The sequence below is a fragment of the Xanthomonas sp. SHU 308 genome (assembly GCF_000364645.1).
GTDB lineage: Bacteria > Pseudomonadota > Gammaproteobacteria > Xanthomonadales > Xanthomonadaceae > Xanthomonas_A > Xanthomonas_A sontii.
Map to the genome: position 1 here is coordinate 1 of NZ_AQOK01000686.1, position 2160 is coordinate 2160.

General features: G+C 68.2%; 1 protein-coding gene. It reads right to left on the reverse strand.

Going from position 1 to position 2160, the window contains the following annotated elements; translation table 11 throughout:
- Positions 1–1758: methyl-accepting chemotaxis protein (locus tag D588_RS0118555; RefSeq protein WP_017917041.1), on the reverse strand; the 1758-nt coding region annotated here is incomplete at its 3' end.
- Positions 1759–2160 lie beyond the last annotated feature (402 nt).

Genomic DNA, 2160 nt, shown 5'->3' on the forward strand with positions numbered 1-2160 from the left:
GGCGAGGGTGCGCACCTCGGTGGCGACCACGGCGAAGCCACGGCCCTGATCGCCGGCGCGCGCGGCCTCGACGGCCGCGTTGAGTGCCAGGATGTTGGTCTGGAAGGCGATGCCGTCGATCACGCCGATGATGTCGGCGATCTTCTTCGACGAGGCCTCGATCCCGTTCATGGTGGTGACCACGTGGCCGACCACGTCGCCGCCCTGCGAGGCCACCGCGGCCGCCCCGGCCGCAAGCTGGTTGGCCTGGCGTGCGTACTCGGCGTTCTGCTTGACCGTGGAGGTCAGCTCTTCCATCGAGGCGGCGGTGCGCTCCAGGCTGGCCGCCTGCTGTTCGGTGCGGCGCGACAGGTCGCCGTTGCCGCTGGCGATCTCGGTGGAGGCGACATTGATGTTGGCGGCGGCGGCATGGATGCGGCCGACGATCGCCGCCAGCTGCGCGGCGGTGGCGTTGGCGTCGTCGCGCATGCGACCGAACACGCCATGGAACTCGCCGTGCATGCGCGCGGTCAGGTCGCCGGCGGCGATGGCCCGCAGCAGCGTGGACAGCTCGCCCAGGTTGCGGTCGCTGACTTCCATCATCGCGTTGAGATCCTGCACCATCACCCGGAACCCGTACTGGAAACGTTCCGGGTCGCCGCGCGTGCCGAAGGCGCCGGCCGCGGCCGCCTCCGCCAGCTGCTTGATCTGCTCGCTCATCGCGGTCAGGTTCTGCTTGGCCATGTCCATGGTTTCGGTGAGCACGGCCTTCTCGCCGGGCAGGCGGTCCATGTCCTCGGACAGGTCGCCGATCGCATAGCGCTGGATGATCTGCAGCAGGCGCATCTTCACCGCGATGTGCGAGGCCACCAGTTCGTTGGTGCCCTTGACCATCTGCCCGTACTCGCCGGGGAAGGCGTTCTCGTCCATGCGGTAGCTGATGGTGCCGCCCGCGTGCTGCCGGGCCATCTCCTCTTGGGCGCGGATCACGCTGTGGATGCGCGAACGCATGATCAGCATGTCGTCCATCAGCTCGCCGATCTCGTCCTTGCCGTGCGGATAGGTGGCGCCCTCCAGTTCGCCGCGTGCCACCGCCTGCGACAGGCGCTTGGCCGCGTGCAACTGGCGCGCCATCCCGCGCGCGATCAGCCAGGCGGTGACGCTGGCGAACAGCACGGCCAGCCCGAGCAGCGTCACGATCAGGGTCTTGGTGTTGGCCAGCTGGCTGTCGGCGCGCTCCATCTCCCGGTTCAGTTCGGCGACGTTGTACTGGGTCAGCGCCACGATGCGCTCGAACAGGGTCCGGCGCAGCGTCCGCGACTGGGTGTCGGAGATCTTCTGTGCGCCGGCCACGTCGCCGGCGCGCAGCGCCGCACCCATCTCGGTGTTGGCCTGCAGGTAAGCCTTCAGCGTCTCCTGCACGCCGGCGTACATCTGCACCTGCTTCTGGTCGCGCATCATCGCGGCGATGACCTGCTGGTTCTTCGCCACCTCCGTGCGCACCTTCTGCATGCGCTTGAAGTAATCGGCCTGGGCCTGGGGATCGCCGGCGCGCGACAGTTGCGCCAGTTCGTAGGTACGGAATTCGCCCAGTTGCGCGCGCACCTCGGCCAGTGCCTGGGTCGCCGGCACCCAATCGTGCTGGATGTGCTTGAGCTCGGCGATGGACAGGTTGGTCCGGGAGTAGGTAAAGCCTCCCAGCACGACCGTCAGCAGCGTGGTCACGGCGAAGGCGAAGATCAGCTTGTCGCGGATTTTCAGGTGCGCAAGTACGTTCATGGGCATTCCATGTGCAGCAACGGTTGAAAAAAGGCAGGGCGGCCGGCGGTCAGCCGGCGAAGACGAAGGGGGGCGAGGGCAGCGCTGCGCCAGTGGCGGCGCGCGCAGGCGGGCGGGAACCCATGCCGAACAGGGGCGCGCGTGCGGCGCTGCGGCGCCGCGACGGGAGGGTGGACGATGGCGGATGTCGGCGGCTGGGCATCACGTGCTCCCTGAACGGTCGCGGTGGTGATCCGGCGATGACGGGCGCGGACCACGAAGCGTGATCCTGATATCGACTAGCGCGGCGATAGCTTGAACCGCGCCGTGGTGCGAATCGGCGTGTCGTGCGCGATTGTTTCTATCGCAACGGTATGGCCGCTCAATCGGCCTCGATGGCCGGGACCGCCGTGCGCACCAGCC